The 17,846-nt window shown below is 69.6% G+C and carries 14 protein-coding genes; 2 read left to right on the forward strand and 12 right to left on the reverse strand.

All coding sequences use genetic code 11. The features are described from left to right. The 3 genes from ACILRF_RS07965 to ACILRF_RS07975 all read right to left on the reverse strand — a co-directional run. Positions 1–1,222, reverse strand: a 1,222-nt coding sequence (locus ACILRF_RS07965) for an efflux transporter outer membrane subunit (RefSeq protein ID WP_395671751.1), incomplete at its 3' end; no start/stop codon positions are given. Positions 1,223–1,230: 8 nt separating this feature from the next. Continuing rightward, positions 1,231–4,416, reverse strand: a complete 3,186-nt coding sequence (locus ACILRF_RS07970; protein WP_395671752.1) for an efflux RND transporter permease subunit — start codon at positions 4,414–4,416, stop codon at positions 1,231–1,233. A gap of 10 nt (positions 4,417–4,426) precedes the next feature. Beyond that, positions 4,427–5,566, reverse strand: a complete 1,140-nt coding sequence (locus ACILRF_RS07975; RefSeq protein WP_395671753.1) for an efflux RND transporter periplasmic adaptor subunit — start codon at positions 5,564–5,566, stop codon at positions 4,427–4,429. 205 nt (positions 5,567–5,771) lie between these two features. Between ACILRF_RS07975 and ACILRF_RS07980 the strand changes: the two genes are divergently transcribed. Continuing rightward, the gene (locus ACILRF_RS07980; RefSeq protein ID WP_395671754.1) at positions 5,772–6,344 is read left to right on the forward strand and encodes a TetR family transcriptional regulator; all 573 of its coding nucleotides are present in this window, start codon (positions 5,772–5,774) and stop codon (positions 6,342–6,344) included. A 12-nt stretch (positions 6,345–6,356) separates the two neighbouring features. On the opposite strand, the gene xth is transcribed toward ACILRF_RS07980, so the two are convergent. The 4 genes from xth to ACILRF_RS08000 form a co-directional block, all read right to left on the reverse strand. Further along, positions 6,357–7,142: an exodeoxyribonuclease III gene (gene xth, locus ACILRF_RS07985; RefSeq protein WP_395671755.1), complete on the reverse strand. Its 786-nt coding sequence runs from the start codon at positions 7,140–7,142 to the stop codon at positions 6,357–6,359. Positions 7,143–7,157: 15 nt separating this feature from the next. Further along, on the reverse strand, positions 7,158–7,337 hold the full coding sequence (locus ACILRF_RS07990) for a hypothetical protein (protein WP_395671756.1): 180 nt from the start codon (positions 7,335–7,337) through the stop codon (positions 7,158–7,160). A gap of 67 nt (positions 7,338–7,404) precedes the next feature. Next, on the reverse strand, positions 7,405–8,157 hold the full coding sequence (locus ACILRF_RS07995; protein ID WP_395671757.1) for a Crp/Fnr family transcriptional regulator: 753 nt from the start codon (positions 8,155–8,157) through the stop codon (positions 7,405–7,407). 68 nt (positions 8,158–8,225) lie between these two features. Then, positions 8,226–8,963 carry a Crp/Fnr family transcriptional regulator gene (locus ACILRF_RS08000; RefSeq protein ID WP_395671758.1) on the reverse strand — a complete coding sequence of 246 codons (738 nt, stop codon included), beginning with the start codon at positions 8,961–8,963 and terminating at the stop codon, positions 8,226–8,228. 92 nt (positions 8,964–9,055) lie between these two features. On the opposite strand from ACILRF_RS08000, the gene ACILRF_RS08005 reads away from it, so the two are divergent. Beyond that, the gene (locus ACILRF_RS08005; RefSeq protein WP_395671759.1) at positions 9,056–9,289 is read left to right on the forward strand and encodes a DUF6894 family protein; all 234 of its coding nucleotides are present in this window, start codon (positions 9,056–9,058) and stop codon (positions 9,287–9,289) included. Here the strand turns inward: ACILRF_RS08005 and ACILRF_RS08010 are convergent. From ACILRF_RS08010 to ACILRF_RS08030, 5 genes are all read right to left on the reverse strand, one after another. Beyond that, positions 9,286–10,152, reverse strand: a complete 867-nt coding sequence (locus ACILRF_RS08010) for a cyanophycinase (protein ID WP_395671760.1) — start codon at positions 10,150–10,152, stop codon at positions 9,286–9,288. The two genes, ACILRF_RS08005 and ACILRF_RS08010, sit on opposite strands and share 4 nt — an antisense overlap. Next, a complete protein-coding gene (cphA, locus tag ACILRF_RS08015) occupies positions 10,145–12,940 on the reverse strand; it encodes a cyanophycin synthetase (RefSeq protein WP_395671761.1) in 2,796 nt (931 codons plus the stop codon). Before cphA ends, ACILRF_RS08010 begins: the two co-directional genes overlap by 8 nt. Before the next feature lie 212 nt (positions 12,941–13,152). Further along, entirely contained in the window at positions 13,153–14,865 is a 1,713-nt protein-coding gene (locus ACILRF_RS08020) for an amidohydrolase (RefSeq protein ID WP_395671762.1), read from the reverse strand. A 69-nt stretch (positions 14,866–14,934) separates the two neighbouring features. Next, positions 14,935–16,881 carry an NAD(P)-binding protein gene (locus tag ACILRF_RS08025; protein ID WP_395671763.1) on the reverse strand — a complete coding sequence of 649 codons (1,947 nt, stop codon included), beginning with the start codon at positions 16,879–16,881 and terminating at the stop codon, positions 14,935–14,937. A gap of 147 nt (positions 16,882–17,028) precedes the next feature. After that, a partial coding sequence (locus ACILRF_RS08030; RefSeq protein WP_395671764.1) for a TonB-dependent receptor domain-containing protein occupies positions 17,029–17,846 on the reverse strand: 818 nt, incomplete at its 5' end.

Raw genomic sequence — 17,846 nt, forward strand, 5'->3', positions numbered from 1 at the left:
GCACGGCATCGGCGCTTTCGTCCCGGGCCCGGCGCAAGGCGGCCCGGCGGTCCAGTTCGCGTCCATAGGCGCTGAGCGCGGTCTCGGTCTCCCGCAGGGCGACGAGCGTCGTCTGCTCGAAGCTCGCCAGGGCGGCCTGCGAGGCGGCGTCCGCCTGCGCGATCCGGGCGCGAGCGGCGAGGATGTTGGGGAAGCTCCAGCTGATCAGCGGACCGAAGCTGAACTGGGTGCGCTCGCCCAGCCCCGGCATGCCGCCGTCGATCCGGCTGACCGAGCCGCCGAAGGTCACTTGCGGATAGAGCGAGGCGGTCGCCACGCCGATGCGGGCGGTGGCCGCCGCCAGGCGGCGCTCGGACTGGCGGACGTCAGGGCGTCGCCGCAGCAGGGCCGCGCCGTCGCCGACCGGCAGGACGGCGGCGATCTGGGGCAGGGCGACGCAAGCGGCGGCCGGCGGCGAGACCTCGGCCGGCGGGCGGCCGGTCAGCACCGAAAGACGAAAGAGCGCGGCCTCGCGCTGCGCCTGCAGCGGCGGCGCCGAGGCGCGGGCGGTCTCCGCCTGGGCCTGAGCGCGGGCGGTGTCCAGGCCGGTGCCGCGGCCGGCGTCGAGCTGGCGGCGGGTGAGCTGCGCGGTCTCGTCGGACAGGGCCAGGGTGCGCTGCGCCACGGCAAGCTGGGCCCCGGCGGCGCAGGCGTCGGCATAGGCGCGGGCGGTCTCGGCGGCCACGGAGACCCGGACCACGTCGAGCGCCGCCTGGGCGGCGTCACGGTCGGCCCGGGCCGCTTCGACCGACCGACGAACGCGGCCGAAGAGGTCGAGTTCGTAGGAGACGTCCAGGCCGATCGAGCGGGTCTCGACGTCCATAGCCTGGCCGGTCAACGGGTTGGCCTGGCGGGCTTCGGTGCTGGTCGCGGTGGCGGTGGTCGACGGCAGGAAGCCGACTCGCGCCTCGGACAGCGACGCGCGCACCTGCGCCAGGTTGGCCGTCGCGACGGCGATCTCGCGATTGTTGGCCAGGGCGTCGGCCACCAGCCGATCGAGCGCCGGATCCTGATAGAGGCGCCACCAGTCGCCTGGCGGCGCCTCGGCGCTAACCGGCGCGAGGCCGGCGGCCGAGAAGGCCCCGGCGTCGCCCAGCGCGGCTGGGGCCTTATAGTCGGGACCGCTGGCGCAGGCGGTCAGCAGGGCGGACGACGCGACGGCGGCGAAGAGAGGCTTCAGCATATGGGCGCTCACGGACGGCTCCCTTCGATCTCGGCGGCCGGCGGGGCGGCCTTGCGCGGCGCCTTGGGCAGGCGCTCGGCCAGCTTGCGGCAGACGACGTAGAACACCGGCGTGAACAGCAGGCCGAAGATGGTCACGCCCAGCATGCCGAAGAACACCGACGTGCCCAGCGCCTGACGCATCTCCTGGCCGGGGCCGCTGGCCAGCATCAGCGGCACGACGCCGAGGATGAAGGCGAAGGAGGTCATCAGGATCGGACGCAGGCGCGTCGTCGCCGCCGTGACCGCGGCCTGGAACCGGTTCTGGCCGTCGTTCTCCTCCGCCTGTTTGGCGAACTCGACGATGAGGATGGCGTTCTTGGCCGCCAGGGCCACCAGCACCACCAGGCCGACCTGCGTCAGGATGTTGTTGTCCTGCCCGCGCAGCGTCACCCCGACCAGGGCGGCGAGGATGCACATCGGCACGATCAGGATCACCGCGAGCGGCAGGGTGAAGGCCTCGTACTGGGCGGCCAGCACCAGGAACACCAGCACCACGGCCATGATGAAGACGATCGCGCCGCTGTCGCCGGCCGCCTTCTGCTGGAAGGCGAGCTCGGTCCAGGCGTAGCCCATGCCCTGCGGCAGGCTCTGCTCGGCGAGTTGCTCCATGGTCGACAGCGCCTCGCCGGATGACACGCCCGGGGCGGCGGCGCCGATGATCTCGGCCGCCGGGAACAGGTTGAACCGGACGACGCGGGTCGGGCCGGTCTCGTCGCGCAGCTGCGCCACCGAGCCGATCGGCGCGAGACCGCCGGACGCCGTCCGCACGCGCAGTTCGGCGATGTCCGACTTGTCCTCGCGGCCCGACGGCTCGGCCTGGGCTGTCACCCGATAGGTCCGGCCGCTCAGCGCGAAGTCGTTGACGTAGGTCGAGCCGAGATAGGTGCCGAGGGTGTCGAACACCGCCTGCGGCTGGACGCCCATCATGAGGGCGCGGCTGCGGTCGACGTCGGCGCTGACCCGCGGGGCGCCGGTGTTGAACTGATTGAACACGCCCTGGACCTTGGGGGCCTGCATCGCCGCCATCATCACGCCGTTGGCGGCGTTCTCGAGCTCGCGATAGCCGGCGCCGGAGCGGTCCTGGATCATCATCTTGAAGCCGCCGCCGTTGCCGAGCCCCTGAACCGGAGGCGGCGACAGGACGAAGATGGTGGCTTCCTCGACTGCGCCGAGGCGGCCCATGATCATGCCGGCCATGTTGTCGGCGCTGAGATCGGCGCCGCGCTCGCTCCAGGGCTTGAGCCGGATGAACATGGTGCCGGTGTTGGAAGCCTGGGACATGCTGGCGCCGTCGAGGCCGGCCATCGCGGCGACCATCTCGACGCCCGGCATCTTGCGGACTTCGTCGGCGGCTCGGCGCATGATGGCGTCGCTGCGTTCCAGCGAGGCGCCCGGCGGCAACTGCACGACGCCGATCAGCACGCCCTGATCCTGCTGCGGGATGAAGCCGGTCGGTGTGACGGCCAGCCGCCAGCCGGTGACGGCCAGCAGGCCGCCGTAGATGACGAGGACGATGACGCTGGCCCGCACGAGGCGCCCGGTCAGTCGGCCGTAGCGGTTGCTGAGCGCGTCGAAGCCGCGGTTGAACCCGGCGCCCGCCTTTTGCAGCGGTCGCAGCCAGGCCGGGCCATGATGACCCTCGCCCTCGCGATGCGGCTTGAGCAGCAGGGCGGCCAGGGCCGGCGACAGGGTCAGGGACACCAGCAGCGAAATGCTGGCGGCGGCGGCGATGGTCACCGCGAACTGGCGATAGAACTCCCCCGGGATCCCCGGCACGAAGGCGGTCGGCACGAACACCGCCAGCAGCACCAGGCCGATGGCGACGAGGGCGCCGCTGACTTCGTGCATGGTGCGGTAGGCGGCGTCGCGCGGGGCCATGCCGGCGCGGATGTTCCGCTCGACGTTTTCGACCACGACGATGGCGTCGTCGACGACGATGCCGACCGCCAGCACGAGGGCGAACAGCGACAGGGAGTTGATCGAATAGCCGAGCGCGAGCTGCACCGCGAAGGTGCCGACCAGCGCCACGGGAATGGCCAGGATCGGGATGATCGCCGCCCGCCAGGTCTGCAGGAAGACGACGACCACGAAGACGACCAGCAGCACCGCTTCGAGCAGGGTGTTCTGGACCGCCTCCACCGAGGCCTGGACGTATTCGGTCGGATTGTAGGGGACGGTGTACTTCAGGCCCGGCGGGAAGCCTGCTTCAGCCTCCTTCATCGCCGCCAGCACGCCGGCCGCGGCGTCGAGCGCGTTCGATCCCGGCTGCTGGACGACGGCCATGGCGACGCCACGCTGGCCATTGAAGTAGCCGCGGATGCTGTAGTCCTGCGGGCCCAGCTCGACCCGGGCGACGTCGCGCAGGCGGGTGACGCGGCCCTCCGCGTCGGTGCGCAGGACGATCTCGTTGAACTCCTCGGGCGAGGAGAGGCGGCTCTGGACGTCGACCGGCAGCTGGGTGGCGACGCCGGCGTCGGTCGGCGCCTGGCCCAAAGCGCCGCCCGAGGCCTGCACGTTCTGGGCGCGTAGCGCGGCGACGATTTCCTGGGCCGTCAGATTACGGGCCGCGGCCTTCTGCGGGTCGATCCAGACGCGCATCGAATAGGCGCCGCCGCCGAACAGAAGGACCCCGCCGACGCCCGGCGTGCGCAGCAGGCGGTCGCGCAGCACGGTGTTCGCGTAGTTGCCGACGTAGTCCATATCCAGCGACGGATTGTCGGACTGCAGGGCGACAAGCAGCAGGAAGCCGGTGGCCTGCTTGTTCACCGTCACGCCGATCTGGCGCACCTGTTCAGGCAGGCGCGGCTCGGCCAGGGCCACCCGGTTCTGGACCAGCACCTGGGCGGCGTCGAGGTCCGTCCCCGGTCGGAAGGTGATGGTGATCTGGGCCTGACCATTGGCCGACGACGAGCTCATGTAGAGCATGCCCTCGACGCCGTTGATCTCCTGCTCCAGAGGCGCCGCCACGGTTTCGGCCAGGGTTTCGGCAGCCGCGCCGGGATAGGCGGCGACGACCTGGACGGTCGGCGGGGCGATCTCCGGATATTGCGCGAGCGGCAGTTGCGGCAAGGCGAACAGGCCGAGCAGCGTCACGAACACCGAGATGACGCCGGCGAAGATCGGCCGGTCGATGAAGAAGCGGGAGATGTTCATCGCGCGGCGCCTAGCGGACGAAGGTGCCGGTCGAGGCCGGCGCCGCGGTCGGGGCGCGGCGCTCGTCCGGCCGACGGGTGGCGGCGATGGTGACCGGCTTGGGCGTGACCTTCTGGCCGGGCCGCACCCGCTGGACGCCGTTGACCACCACACGGTCGTTGGGACGCAGGCCGCTGCGCACCACGCGCAGACCGTCGATCACCGGGCCGAGGGTCAGGGGCCGCATCTCGGTCTGGCCGTCGCCGACGATCACATAGGCCACCTTGCGCGAGCCGTCGGAGATGATCGCCGTCTCGGGGATCAGCAGCCCCGTGTAGGCGCCGGCTCCGGCCATGCGGGCCGAGCCGTACATGCCGGCCTTGAGGAAGCCGTTCGGGTTAGCGATCTGGGCGCGGATCCGGGTCGAGCCTGACTGGCCGTCGACGACGTTGTCCACGAAGTCCACCGTACCGTTCCAGCGGTAGTCGGCTTCGTCCTGCAGGCGGACCTGCACCGGCGCGGCGGTGAGCCCGCCGGCCTGACGCTGCAGCTTCAGAACCTGGGTTTCCGAGGCGTCGAACACGAAGTGGATGGGGTCGGCCGAAACGATCGTGGTCAGGACGTCGCCGGCCGAAGTGCCGCCGGCGACGAGGTTGCCCGGATCCACCCGTCGGGCCGAGACCCGGCCGGAGATGGGTGCGGTGACGCGGGTGAACTCGACGTCGAGCTGGCGGGCGCGCAGGGCGGCGTTGGCGACGGCGGCGGCCGAGCGGCGGCTCTCGAACTCCTCCTGCGAGATGGCGCGGGCGGCGAGCAGGGCCTCGGCGCGACGGAATTCGGTGCGTGCCTGCTGCGCCTGGGCGGTGGCGGCCGCAAGCAAGGCCTGGGCCGGCCGGGGATCGAGGGTGAACAGCAACTGGCCCTTGCGGACGTTCTGCCCGTCGCGGAAGTGGACCGCCTGCAGATAGCCGCCGGTACGGGCCCGCACCTCGACGTTCTGGACCGCTTCGAAGCGGCCGGTGAAGTCGTCCCAATCGCGGACCGTCGCCTGCATCGGGTTGGAGACGGACACCGGCGGCGCGCCCTGCGCCGGCGGGGCGTCCTTTTTCCCGCAGCCATAAAGCGCAACGCTCGCCAGCGCGGACAGCGCCAGCGTTCTGAAGGTCGGCATGGTCTTATCCCTCGGACGCACGGGGGAGGCGCGTCATCAAGTCAACGCACGATGACTAAGAGCTTGGCCACGGCAAGTCAACGACCGTTGACCCAAATGAGGCGAAAATCTTGCGGCCTGGGGATACGCGCCGCCTGCGACGGTCCCGCATGTTGACTTAGGGCGACGGGACGTCAACATGCGTTGACATGAAGAGCCTGTCCGCATGAACCCCCTGGCCGGAGTCTGTCGCGCCCGGAACGCCGCGGCCACCCGCGCGGCGATCCTCGAGGCCGCCCGCACCCGCTTCGCTGACGAAGGCTATGACGTCGCCACGGTGCGCGCGATCGCCACGGACGCCGGGATCGATCCGGCTCTGGTGCTGCGCTATTTCGGCTCGAAGGAAGATCTGCTGGCGGCGGTGCTCGCCGACTGCGGCACCATTTGCGACATCCTCGACGGCCCACGCGAGGAATTCGGCGCGCGCGTCGCCCATAGCCTGCTCATGGACCCGTTAGATTCCAACAAGCTGACGGTGCTGCAGGTCATCCTGCGGTCGGGATCTTCGCCGAAGGCCGGGCCGATGATCCGGGCCAATTCCCGCACCTCCTTCTACGAGCCGATGGAAGCCTGGCTCGGCGGCGACGATGCGCCGATCCGCGCCCGGGCGCTCGGGGCGATCATCATGGGCGCGGCGATGTCCCGGGGGGTCGACGACAACTACGGGATCGAGAACGAGGTCGACCGCCGCAAGCTCTGCGCCCGGCTGGCCGATATTCTCCAGCGGGCCGTGGACTGAAGACGCGGCCGGCTAGGCGGCGGCCGGCGGCGAGAGCTCGATCCAGACCGGCGCGTGGTCGCTGGCCCGCTCGCGGCCGCGGAACTCGCGGTCGACCCCGGCTGCCGCCAGTCGCGGTGCGAGGCTCGGGCTCAGCAGCAGGTGGTCGATCCGCAGGCCCGCGTCCCGGGCGTAGGCGTTCCGCAGGTATTTCCAGAAGGTGTAGATGACCTGGTCCGGATGGGTGGCGCGCAGCGCGTCGATCCAGCCATCCTCCAGAAGCCGAGCGTAAGCTTCCCGCACCCGCGGATGGAACAGGGCGTCGTCGCGCCAGCGGTCCGGAACGTAAACGTCGAGGTCGGTGGGGATGATGTTGTAGTCGCCGGCCATCACCACGGGTTGGCCGGTGGCCAGAAGCCCGCGCGCGTGGGCGATAAACCGCTCGTACCAGCGCAGCTTGAACTCGAACTTCGGCCCTGGCTGTGGATTGCCGTTAGGGGCGTAGAGGCAGCCGACCAAGACCCCGCAGACCGCCGCCTCGATGTAGCGGCTCTGGACGTCGGCGGGATCGCCCGGCAGTCCGCGCCGAATTTCGATCGGCTCGGCGCCGCGCGCCAGAATCGCGACCCCGTTCCAGCTCGCCTGGCCGTGCCAGATCGCGCCGTAGCCGGCCTCCTCGATCGCTGCGATGGGGAACCGCTCGTTCGGGGTCTTGAGTTCCTGCAGGCAGACGACGTCCGGCTGGGTCTCGCCCAGCCAGTCGAGGAGGTTCTGCCGCCGCGAGGTGACGCCGTTGAGGTTGTAGGTGGCGATCCTCACGGCGTCGGCGCGGAGCTAGTGTCGCTTCTGGTCGCCGCGATCGCCGTCGCCCTTCTTGACCGTGGTCTTGGCCTTGCGACGGCGGTCGGCGGCGAGCGACTTGCCGACCTTGACCTGGTCACTGGTGAAGCGGCCGTTGGCGTCGCGGCGGACGTACTGCTTGCTGGTTCCGGTATCGATCAACTCGCGGGGCATGGATGTCCTCCTTTGCTCCGCCGTCAAACGACGCCGCCGCGCCCGCGTTCCCAACCGCAGGTGGCGCTCAGGCGCCGGCGACCTCGGCTTCCGAAGTGGCCGCCGGACTCGGCGGCCCAACCGGCCGCCAGTCGCACAGATCGATCAGCGCTTCGCGCTGAAGCACCTCGACCCGGCCGTTGCGCAGGCTGATCAGCTCGCTGCGCCGCAGGGCCTGGAGCGTGCGATTGAGGTGCACGACGCTCAGCCCGATGAGGTCGCTGAGGACCTCCTGCGTCGCCGGCAGGTGGAAGGTGTCGCCGTCGGTGAGGCCGAGGTGACCAAGTCGGTGGTGCGTCTCGAGCAGGAAATGGGCGACGCGTTCGCTGGCGGTCATCCGGCCGAGGCGGACGAGCTGGTCGCGCAGCATGTCCTGGTCGGCCTGGCCCAGGGCCAGCCACGCGCGGCGCAGGCCGGCCGGGGCGCCGGGGTCGTTCAGCGCCTGCAGGAACGGCCGCGCGTCGGCCACATGGGCCCGGCCCAGCGCCACCACCGCCTCATAGTCGCAGGCGTAGAGCAGGTCGCCAGGCAGTCGCAGGCGAAGGATCTGCCGGCGGCCATCGCCGAGGGCGCGGACCTCGCCGGCCACGCCGCTGACCAACAGCTTGGGCGCACCTGGGCCGCGCCCCGCAGGAATGATCTCGCCGCCGGCGCCGAGGTGCGTCGTAGGACCGAAAACGCCCAGTTCTTCAGGGCGCGCGCGATAGGGGGCGGATGCTGTCGCCAGCCGCCGCGCCAAAAGCTCCCCGGGCGACAGCCCATGGGCGGAAATATCGATCAAGCCGACCCCTCACTCTTGGGGCGACATTAGAGGTGGTCCGCCGCGGCCTTCCTCCACATAGGTTAAGTTCATCGCGGCGATGAAAAGAGGTTGAGATATACCGGGTCGAATTCGGCAATTTGGCGCAGCCGGTCCCAGTCCAAAATCGACACCGAGCGGCCCTGCCAGGCGAGAACGCTTTCGCCTCTCAACTCCTGAACGACGCGGTTGGCGTGCACGGAGGACATCCCCAGCGCGTCGGCGAACTCGGCCTGCGACATCGGCATGGCGAAGGTAAAGGCCTGGGCGAGGCCGTTGGCCTCGAGCCGCACGTAGAGCTCGCAGATCAGGTGCGCCGTTTGTCCCAGCGCTGAGCGCTGACCGGCGCCCAGCAGCCACTGCCGATGCACCGCGCCGTCGATCAGCGTGCTCAGCCAGAACAGCCGCGCCAGGTGCGGATGTTCTTCGGTCACGGCGCGCAGTCGCTCGTGCGGCGCGGTGGCGATCCGGCAAGGGGTGAAGGTGGCGACGGAATGGTCCATCACCTGCAATGGAAAGCTGTGCAGATCGACGAAATCGCCCGGGATGTGGATCGCCACGATCTGCCGCCGGCCGCTCTTCAGGCTGATGTAGCGGAAGGCCCAGCCCTCCAGAAGGAGGTGGGACCGATTCATCCGGTCGTGCTCGCGCACGATGTCTTCGTCGGCATCGACGTCGATGAACTCGCTGAAGATCCCGCAGAGCGCGCGGACCTCGTCGCTGGACAGCGTCGGGTCGCGGCGCCGTATCCCGGCAATCCATCGATCGATGCCGGGATGCTGCAGCATGGTTTTCACCTGTCCCGGCCTGTCAGCGAGCGAAACGACCAACCGTTCAGCAAGTTCAGAAACCTCCAACCTATGTGGTCGTTCAGCCGGCCATGCCGCGCTACTTCTTTCACAGTCGGGACGGGGAGACCTACCGAGACCCAGAGGGCGTCGAGTTGCCGGACGCGCATGCGGCGCGCCGGGAAGCGATCCGCTTTTTCGCGGAACTGATGGCCGAGGAGGGCGAGGGGTTCTGGGCGACGGCCAAGCTCGAGATGACCGTCACCGATGACGCCGGCGCCGTCCTGGTCGTTCTCACCTTGGTGGGGGTCGGTCCGGCGGACTAGTCGCCCCCGTGGATGGCCTTGCGATCCTCTGGCGCGACCTCGCTCAGCCGCTCGCTGCATTTCAGGGTCTTGGCCGAGCCCGGGCGGCGGGTAATCAGCTCGAACCGGTCGCCGGCGCTCAGCAGATGCATCCGCACGTCATGGATCGACAAGGTCCGTTCGGGCTCGGCCTCTGCAATGTTGGAGTGGGTGACGCCGGCGCCGTCGACCACATAGACCCCGCCGCTGCCGTGGACCGTGGCGAGGCCGTTCTCGACGATGATCGCGGTGTCCTCGTCGATGCCGACGCCGAGCACCCGCGGGTTCTGGGCCACGGCGCCAAGCAGCCGGCCGATGCGGCCGCGTTCAGCGAAGTGCTGATCGATGATCACGTCGTGGATCAAACCAAGGCCGGCGGCCATGTGCAGATCGCCGATCCGGTGGGTCTCGGCGCTGGAGCCGCGCACCAGCATGGTGTCGCTCATCACCGAGGCGCCGGCCGAGGTGCCGGCGATGAGGGTGCCGGCGCGGTGGATCTCTCGCACCCGGCGCTCGACCGGCGTGTCGCCGATCTGGCTCGATATCCTCAGTTGGTCGCCACCGGTGAAGAACACCCCTGCAGCGCCGTCCAGCGCCTCCTGGACGTGGTCGGACAGCGTCTCCGGGCGCTCTTCGACGTAGAGCTCCACGAGATGGGTCACCCCCAGCGCTCCGAACGCCTTCTGGTAGGCTTCGAAGTAGCCGTCAGGCTCGTGCGAGGCGACGGTGGCGATCACCAGCTTGCCGTCGCCCAGGCGCTGGGCGATCTCCTTGAGGATCAGGCGCTCGCCGTCCTTGTCCTCGTGGCCGCCGATGATGACGAGGGGGCCGGCGGCGTCAGGCATGGGGCTGCGCCGCCTCCTCGCGGGCGTCGGGTCCGGCCCCGCGTGGGCGGAAGGCGGTCAGCGTCGTCCAGACATCTTCGACCGAAGTCGGCAGGAGGACGACGAGATCGCCCGCGCGCGCCATTTCCAGGCAGGCCCGTGTGGCCTCGAACTCGTCGACGATCCGCCGGATCCGGTGCGGCGACACGCCGGCGTCGATGGCGCCCTCGGTCATCAGACCGTTGATCTCCCCTGGCGCCCGGCCCCGGCCGTCGGGGGTCTCACGGAAGACGATGTCGTCGAACAGGCCGCCGGCCAGTTCGCCCATCCGCCGGATGTCCTCGTCGCGCCGGTCGCCCGGGATGCTGACCATGCCGATCACCCGGCCGTAGCGCGGCCGCCAAGCTTGAACGAGTTGGCCGAGCGCGGCGAGGGCGGCCGGGTTGTGGGCGTAGTCGATGACGACGCGGAAGCCGTGGTCGTCATGGATGTTCAGCCGGCCCGGGTTGTCCTCGTGCGAGGAACGGAAACTGCGCAGGCCCGCGACGATCGCCGCCAGCGGTACGCCCTGGCTGCGGGTCATCAGGGCGGCGGCGAGGGCGTTGGCGACGTTGAAGGCTGCATCGCCGCCGAGCGCGCTCGGCAGGTCGTCGGCCTGCGCCAGGGGAATGGCCGCGCCGCCCTCGTGGAGCACCAACTGGCGCGCGTCGGGGTCATAGACCGCCGCCATGCCGCCTTCGGCAATGTGACGCGCGAGGAACAGCGGCAGGTCCGGGCCGCCGCGCAGCGAGAACCAGCCCAGCCGCCCGCGGGCATGGCGCGCCATCCGCAGGGTCATCGGGTCGTCGGCGTTAAGAACGCTGCAGCCCAGCCGGGCCACGCTCTCGATGACCACCGCCTTGACGTTGGCGAGATCCTGCAGCGAGTCGACGCCCTTGAGGCCGATGTGGTCCTCGGTGACGTTCAGCACCGCCCCGGCGTCGGCCCAGTCGAAGCCGAGGCCTTCGCGCAGGATGCCGCCGCGGGCCACTTCCAGCACCGCCGCGTCGACCAGCGGGTGGGCCAGCACCCGCCGCGCACTGCGGGGGCCGCTGGCGTCGCCGGCATAGATCCGGCGGCCCTCGACGTAGACGCCGGAGGTGTTGGTCAGGCCGACGCGGGCGCCGGACGCCTGCAGGATCGCCGCCACCATGCGGCCGGTCGTCGATTTCCCGTTGGTGCCGGTGATCGCATAGATCGGGATCCGGCCGCCGGAGCGGCGCGGGATGAGGCTGTCGACCAGCGGCCCGGCGACGTCGCGCGGGCGGCCTTCGGACGGCTCCAGATGCATGCGGAAGCCCGGCGCCGCATTGACCTCGACGATGCCGCTGGCGTCGTCGAGCGCGCGGGTGATGTCGGAGGCGACGAGGTCGATCCCGGCGACGTCCAGGCCGACGACCTGGGCTGCCTGCTCGACCGCCGCGGCGACGTCCGCGTGAATCTGGTCAGTGCAGTCTATGGCCGAGCCTCCGGTGGAGAGGTTGGCGGTGGCGCGCAACACGACCACCTGACCGGCGCGCGGGACAGAGGTCAGCGTCAGGCCCTGGCGGGCCAGCAGCTCGTGCATCTGGTCGTCGACCCGGACCTTGGTCATGACCTTCTCATGGCCCTCGCCGCGCCGCGGGTCGGCGTTGAGATCGGCCAGCAGGGCCTCGATCGTCGAGGCGCCGTCGCCCGTCACCTGCGCCGGGACCCGTTCGGCCACCGCGACGAGGCGGCCGCCGATCACCAGGCAGCGGAAGTCGCGGCCGCGCATCATCTGCTCGACCACCACCCGGCGGCCGTGGGCGCGCGCCTGCTCGAAGCCCCAGCGCACCGCCTCCTCGGTGGCGAGTCCGACGGAGACGCCGCGGCCGTGGTTGCCGTCGAGCGGCTTGGTCACCACGGGCAGGCCGAGGCGGCGGGCGGCGGCGACGGCGTCATCGGCGCTGCGCACCACCTCGCCGCGAGGGGCCGGCAGGCCGGCGTCCAGCAGCAGGGTCTTGGTCAGCGCCTTGTCGCTCGCGGTCTCGACGGCGATGTGGCCGGTCGCGCCGGTGATGCTGGCCCGCACCAGCTTCTGGCGCGCGCCCCAGCCCAGACGCAGCAGGCTGTGCTCGTCGAGCCGCTCGACCGGAATTCCGCGCCGCCGGGCCGCCTCGACGATCGACCGGGTGGTCGGCCCGAGGCGCCGGCGCTCGGCGAGCCGGGCGAGCTCGGACTGCGCGGCGGTGAAATCGAACGGCGTCGGCAGGGGCTGAGCGCCCAGCCGCTTCAGGCCGGTGAAGCCTCGCAGGTGTGGGGGCAGCAGGCTCTCGACGTACTGCAAGGCGACGAGCCCGGCCTGCAGGCCGACCACCTCGTCCTCGTAGGCGAAAAGGATATTGTAGACGCCTTCGCGGCCGCGGACGCCGCGCGTCTTGCCTCTCACCACAGCGTGCCCGACCTGCACCTGCAGTTCGAGCGCCACGTGCTCGACAACGTGTCCGAGCCAGGTGCCGTCCTCCAGGCGCCGGCGGAAGCCGCCGTTGTCGCGGTTGCCGCAGCCGTGCTCGGCCAGGCCGGGCAGACCCGCCAGCAGACCGTCGACAAAGCCCGGCAGGCGACAGGTCGGCCAATGCTCGAGGTCGCCCAGATCGGCCTGTATGCGGATCATCGGCGTGTGGCTGAAATAGTGAGGCCCGCGATAGATGGCCCGCTCGAGGATCTCCAGGGTGCGCTTCGGCGCGATCGCCTGCCGCACGGAGATCTCATGCGCCGCTTCCGGCGGCGATTGCAGTTGCCGTCCCAATATCCCCCTCCGACGAATACGCGTCGCGCCATCCCGGCCGCGTGTCTCCCAACGCGGCGGGTGGGGTCGGGTTCATTTGTCGTGAGAAAACGGGATGTTATCGCGATTTTGGCTTAATGAATGTTAGGCGGACGCGGTAAAATAAAAGGCGCCCGGCAGGCTCCAGGCCTCCCGGGCGCCTCTGTCCGCGCGTCCTTGGTCGGGGCGGGGGATCAGGCCTCGTAGACGGTCCGGCCGCCGGTGACCGTCCGGACGATCTTGATGTCCTTGATCTTCTCCGGGTTGATGGTGTGCGGGTCTTCCGACAGCACCACGAAGTCGGCGAGCTTGCCGGGCGTGATCGAGCCTTTGATGTTCTCCTCGAACGAGGCGTAGGCGCCGTTGAGGGTCATCACCCGCAGCGCTTCGGCCACGGTGATCTTCTGGTTGGCGCCCCAGATCTCGCCGTTCCAGCCCTTGCGGGTGACCATCCCCTGCATCCCCATCAGCGGCGCGAACGGGCCCGGCGAGAAGTCAGAGCCGGCGGTCGCCTTGATGCCGTTGTCGAGGAAGGAGCGGAAGGCCATCGAACGGCTCATCATGCCCTTGCCGTAGAACTTGAACTTGTCGGAGTTGTAGTACGCGTAGGTGGTGAAGACCGCCGGGATGACGTCCAGCGCCTTCATGCGCCGCAGGATGTCATCGTTGATCAGCGTGCAGTGGGTGATCTTCGGCCGCATGTTCTTGACGGGATGGGCCTTCAGCGCGCGCTCGTAGGCCGTCAGGGTCATGTCGATGGCGACGTCGCCGTTGGCGTGGACGTTCGGCTGGATGCCGGCCCGGTGGACCTTCAGCGCCCAGGCGTCCAGCTGTTCCTGGGTCTGGGTGACGTTGCCCTGGTAGGGCGAGTTCGAGCCGGGATAGGGCGTGCTGATCGCCATGGTCCGCTCGGAGAACGAGCCGTCGGCCGTGTACTCGTTCGTCGCGCCGATCTTGATCCACTCGTCGCCGAGGCCGGTGCGGATGCCTTCCTTGATCGCCGATTCGACCATCGGCTCGCTCAATTCGAAGCTGACCCGATGGAGCAGGTCGCCGTTGGCGCGGATCTGCTGCAGGGCCTCGAGCTCCCGCGCCGTCGATCCGCCGGAGTGGTGGACGCTGGTCAGGCCGTAGCGGACAAACTCCTTGGACATGTGGGCCGCGCCCGCCCGGCCGCGTTCGGCCTTCTCGGCCTCGGTGCGCTGCGGCCGGTCGCCGAACTTGTTGATCGTCGGCTTGGCGGTGTCGGTGACGCGGCCCGAGAGCTCGCCGTTGGGCAGCTTGTCGTAGGTGCCGCCCTGGATGTTCGGCGTCGCCTTGGTGATGCCGGCCATCTCCAGGGCCTTATGGTTGTAGTAGGCCGTGTGGCCGCCCCGATGCACCACCATGACCGGATGCTGGGTGGAGACGCGGTCGAGGTCGGCGGCGGTGATCTCGCGCCCGTCACGCACCTTGGTGTCGTCGTAGAAATAGCCCTCGACCCAGGCGCCCGGCGGGGTCTTGGCGGCTCGCTCACGCAGCTTGGCGACGATGCTGTCGATGGTGACGAACTCGACCTCGAAGGGATGGCCGACGATGACGTCGTAGAGCAGGCGCTCGCCGACCGGGTGGCAGTGGGTGTCGATAAACCCGGGGACGACGGTCGCGCCCTGGACGTCCATCACCCGGGTGCCGGGCCCGGCCAGGCCGCGGACATCGTCATTGGAGCCGACGGCCAGGAAACGGCCGTCCTTGACCGCGAAGGCCTGGGCGCGCGGGGCCCGTTCGTCGACGGTGTAGACCTTGGCGTTGACGACGACCAAGTCCGGCGTCACTGCGATCGCCGCGCCGGCCAGGCCCGGCCAGGCGCCGCCAGCCAGCCCTGCGCCGGCCATGCCGAGGATGTTCCGGCGGTTGTGAGCGCCCATAGGTCTTCCTTCCCTTGAATTCGTCGGGCGGCGCATGCCGGCCGCCCGTTTACTCGTGGCGGCCGCAGATCAGGCGCGTTGCATCGCCGCGATCTCCTCGATCGCGCGGTGGGCCTGGTCGATGGCGCAGTAGGTTTCGGCAATGCCGCCGGAGTCGGCGTTAGCGATGGTGATGCGCCCGAACGCCTTGCGGCCGATCTCGTGCGGCGCCTGACCCTCGGGCCACTCCGGATCGCCCAGCACGCCCCCATCGGCATAGCCGTGCGGCCAGCGGTTGATGGTGATGGCGGCGATGTCGCGCGCGGAACTGAAACCGCCGGCCCCCAACATCCGGTCGAGCTGTTCGCGCAGGTTGGTCTCGAAGGTCTCGAACGGGGTCGAATAGAGCTCGGCCCGCCCGGCGCGGAATTGGTCCCGGGGCGGCAGGCCCGGGGCGCAGGGCGTGCGTACCAGGTGCAGCAGCACCGGCTGGTCCGGGTTTTCGCTGAACTTGTAGTCGCCCATGCTGACCGGGAAATCGACGTAGACCTCGGTGAAGTACGAGTTCGGCGCATAGATCGTGCCGACCCGGAGCTTCTGGAAGGCGCGCCAGTTGCGGATCGCCACCGTGCCGTAGACCAGCGGCACCTTGACCCCGTGGTGCAGGGCGTCGCGCTGCGCCTGCGGCAGCTCGGGCGCCATGTAGGGGATGATCATGTTCCAGCAGGCCAGCACAGCGTGGCCGCCGCGCACGCGGTAGGGCTTGCCGTCGCGTACGTAGGTGATCTCGACGCCGCTCGGCTTGCCGGCCGGCCCGGTGTTGCGGGCGCGGACGACGGGGCTGTTCAGGCGGATGCGCACGCCGTTCGAAGGCCGGTCGAGTGTCGCATAGTTCATGCGGGCGGTGACGATGTCCTCCATCGTCGATCCGGGCGCGCTGCCGGGGATCAGGCGCCGCACCAGCAGTCGGGCGATCGAGGCGTTCCCGTCCGGGAAGTGGAAGATGTACGGCTCTTTCATGAAGCTGCGGCCGTCGGTCAGGCCCAGCATCTTGCCGACGTTCGGGCAGAAGAACAGCAGGCTCTGGGCGGCGACGCCGTCAATGCCCATGCCGTAGCCGCCGGAGGTCTTCATCAGGAACCAGGCGACGACGTCCTTGTGGACCTTCAGGTCCTCGACGAGGAAGGTCTGGATGCTGACCTTGCCCAGCCGCTCGAGCTTCTGAGCCTTGGTCAGGCTGGGGAGCGGGTCGTCGGTCCCGAAGAACATCCGCATGATGTCCTCGCGCGCTTGCGGGTGCAGGGGCGAGGCGTCGACGAACCGGCGCATGTTCTCGGGCGTCAGGTCGGTGGTCGACAGGAACGGGTGGTCGGGCTCGTCGGCGACGAGCTTGTCCTGGCCGAAGGTTTCCTTGTCGTAGAAGCAGGCGTCGGTGATCTGCCACTTCTTGCGGAACTCGAGGTCGAAGAACTGGTAGAACTTCTTCGGGTCCACCCCGAGGTCGGCCAGCACGCCATTGGCCTCGGCGCTCCAGGTCGGCAGGCTCTCCAGCGCCTGAGTGCCGCCATAGCCGATCAGCCGCCGGCCGTTCACCACGAATTCGTTGCGCTTGGCGTGGCCGCCGAAGTCGTCGTGGTTGTCGAGGATGAGGATCCGGGCGTCCGGATTCTTCTTGCGATGGAAATGGGCGGCGGCCAGGCCGCTGATCCCGGCTCCGACGATGATCAGGTCATAGGTCTCGCCGGTGTCGGTCGCCGAATTGGCGCTCTCCCACCGGGCCCCGTCGCGCAGGGCGTGCGGGACGTTGAACGAGCCGGGGTGGCTGCCGCGCATGCCGGTCAGGCCCGGCGGGTAGTAGCGGGGATCCTGCTCGGTGATGCCCTGGGAGAGCAGGAACTCGCGGGTGGTGCCGTCCGGACCAGGTTCGGGCTGCTGGCCGAAGGCTGCGCCGGCCGAGCCCAGCGCGGCGGCGCCGGCCGCCCAGCGGACGCCGTTCAGAAAATCCTGCCGGGTGATCCCGTCACGCGCTTTGGACATCAACTACCCTCCTCGAAGCTGCGCCTCCGCTAGGGGCGTCAGATGTCACCTGGATTTCGGTCGATTTCGCGTCGAACAGGGAGCCGAAAAAGACACAGGTCCGGCAAGCATCTCTGCCTGCCGGACCTGATTTTTCGCAACTCGGCTTTAGTAGCGGTAGGTCGCCGTCACGCCGAGGGTCCGCGGCCGGAACGTCGTGGACGTCCAGATCGGGTTGCGGCGCGAGTGCGTCCGGTTGAGCAGCGGGGTGCTGTCGAAGACGTTGTTGACGAACACCGACACGTCCACCGCACCGCGGGTCACGCCCGCACGCGCGTTGACCAGGGTGCTCTCCGGATCCGGCTGGAGCAGCGGGTCGTAGTTGATGACCCCCGGGACCTGGGTGAACGTCCGCTTCGACTTGCTCTGATAGGTCAGGTCGGCGCGCACGTAGCCGTCCATGTCGGACGACAGCGAACGCTCGTACTGACCCGACAGGACCACCCGCCACGGCGTGGCCGCGCCGGCGATCGGCGTACCGGCGGCAAGCACGGTGCCGGTCGGCGAGTTGAGCGGCTCGTCCAGCGACAGGTCGTTGTAGCCGACGGTGGCGTTGACGGTCAGGCCGTCAAGCGGACGAAGGTCAACCGAGAGGTCGAAGCCCTTGACCGTCGCCGACGACAGGTTGTCGACGAAGGAGTAGCCGCAGGTCGGGCCGAAGAGCTCGGTCTGGATGTTCTTCCACTTGATGTAGTAGGCGCTGCCCGCCACCGACACGGCGCCGCCGAAGAGACGGTTCTTCGAACCGGCTTCATAGCTCCACACGCTGTCGGAGTCGTAGGTCGTCGGCGTCACCGCATTGCCGCTGGCGTCGGTATAGCCGAACGCGATCAGGTCGGCGTCGCAGGCCGTCGGCAGCGGCACCTGGGCGCCGCCCGGACGGAAGCCCTTCGAGATCGAGCCGTAGACCAGGTTGTCCGGATCGA

Source organism: Phenylobacterium sp. (genome assembly GCF_044236515.1).
Classification (GTDB): Bacteria; Pseudomonadota; Alphaproteobacteria; order Caulobacterales; family Caulobacteraceae; genus Phenylobacterium.